Here is a 1,241-nt window from a genome sequence, read left to right as displayed (position 1 = left end):
GCTGCCGACCAGTTCGCCGGTGGCCGGGTTGGTCACCTCGAGCCGGTCGGCGGAGTGCGGGTCCACCCAGTGTCCGCCGATGTAGAGCTGGCTGGTTTCGATGGGTGCGGCCACTGCGGTCATACGTGCTCCTGAAAGGTCGTGGGTTCTCCCATCGATACTAGAACACGTTCTAGAAATGTGAAGGGGCTTGCCGCGGCACTCTGGATCGCAGCCGGATGCGTGAAGCCGGCGACCCGTCACGGATCGCCGGCTTCACACCGATGCAGGTGCCGGTCAGCCCTTGGGGGCCACGTCCAGCACGACCTCGAACTCGAGGAGATCGGCGCCGGTGGCGACCGGCTTACGGGCTTCGCCCGCATGCGCGGCCCGCGCGTCGCCGTTGGCCCAGTTCGCAAAGGCCTCCTCGGTCTCCCACTGGGTGACCACGAAGTACCGGTCGTCGCCCTTGACCGGGCGGAGCAGCTGGAAGCCCAGGAAACCGGGCTGACCGTCGACGGTGCCGGCCCGGGCGGCGAACCGCTTCTCCAGCTCGGCGCCCTGGCCCTCGGGGATGTGGATTGCGTTGATTTTCACGACTGCCATGTGCACGAGCCTACGTGCCGCTGCCGCCGGTGCAATAGGGTCTGAAGGCTGTGGACGCGATGCCGGGGCGAAAAGTGTTGTGCGCCAGCACCGGTCTGCTCGATCACGGCGGCCGCGACGGCCGGCCGATCCTGCTCCTGCACGGTCTGATGGGCCGCGGCCGCACCTGGCGCCGGCAGATTCCGTGGCTGCGCCACTACGGACGGGTCTTCACCTTCGACGCCGCCTTCCACCAGGGGGCCGCCGCCGTGGGCCTGCCCGGCCCCGAGGAACTGAGTACCGAACGCTTCGTCGGCGACGTGGCCGAGATCCTCACCTGGATCGACCGCGGGCCGGCCGTGCTCATCGGGCATTCGATGGGCGGGCTGCACGCCTGGTGCACCGCCGCCGCCTATCCGGAGCTGGTGGCCGCCCTGGTGGTCGAGGACATGGCGCCGGACTTCCGCGGCCGTACCACCGGCACCTGGCAGCCCTGGTTCGCCAGCTGGCCCGAGCGCTTCGCAGGCGAGAGCGAGGCGCAGGCGCTGTTCGGCCCGGTCGCCGGCCGCTACTTCTACGAGGCCTTCGACGACGGCCGGCTGCACGGCCGGATCGACGTCTGGACCCGCCTCGCCGAAGAATGGGGCGGCCGCGACTTCTGGACGCCGTGGGAGGCG

The 1,241-nt window shown here is 70.0% G+C and carries 2 protein-coding genes; one reads left to right on the top strand and one right to left on the bottom strand.

Annotated features, from left to right (window positions below; all coding sequences use genetic code 11):
- Nucleotides 1–276 precede the first annotated feature (276 nt).
- Nucleotides 277–585, bottom strand: a complete 309-nt coding sequence (locus ACJMNC_RS18285; RefSeq protein ID WP_408949366.1) for an antibiotic biosynthesis monooxygenase family protein — start codon at nucleotides 583–585, stop codon at nucleotides 277–279.
- 59 nt (nucleotides 586–644) lie between these two features.
- Between ACJMNC_RS18285 and ACJMNC_RS18280 the strand changes: the two genes are divergently transcribed.
- Nucleotides 645–1,241 (top strand): alpha/beta fold hydrolase (locus ACJMNC_RS18280; protein ID WP_408949365.1); only part of this gene is annotated, 597 nt, incomplete at its 3' end.

The organism is Gordonia sp. VNK21 (genome assembly GCF_046098115.1).
GTDB lineage: Bacteria > Actinomycetota > Actinomycetes > Mycobacteriales > Mycobacteriaceae > Gordonia.
This window is presented reverse-complemented; position numbering and strand designations above follow the sequence as displayed.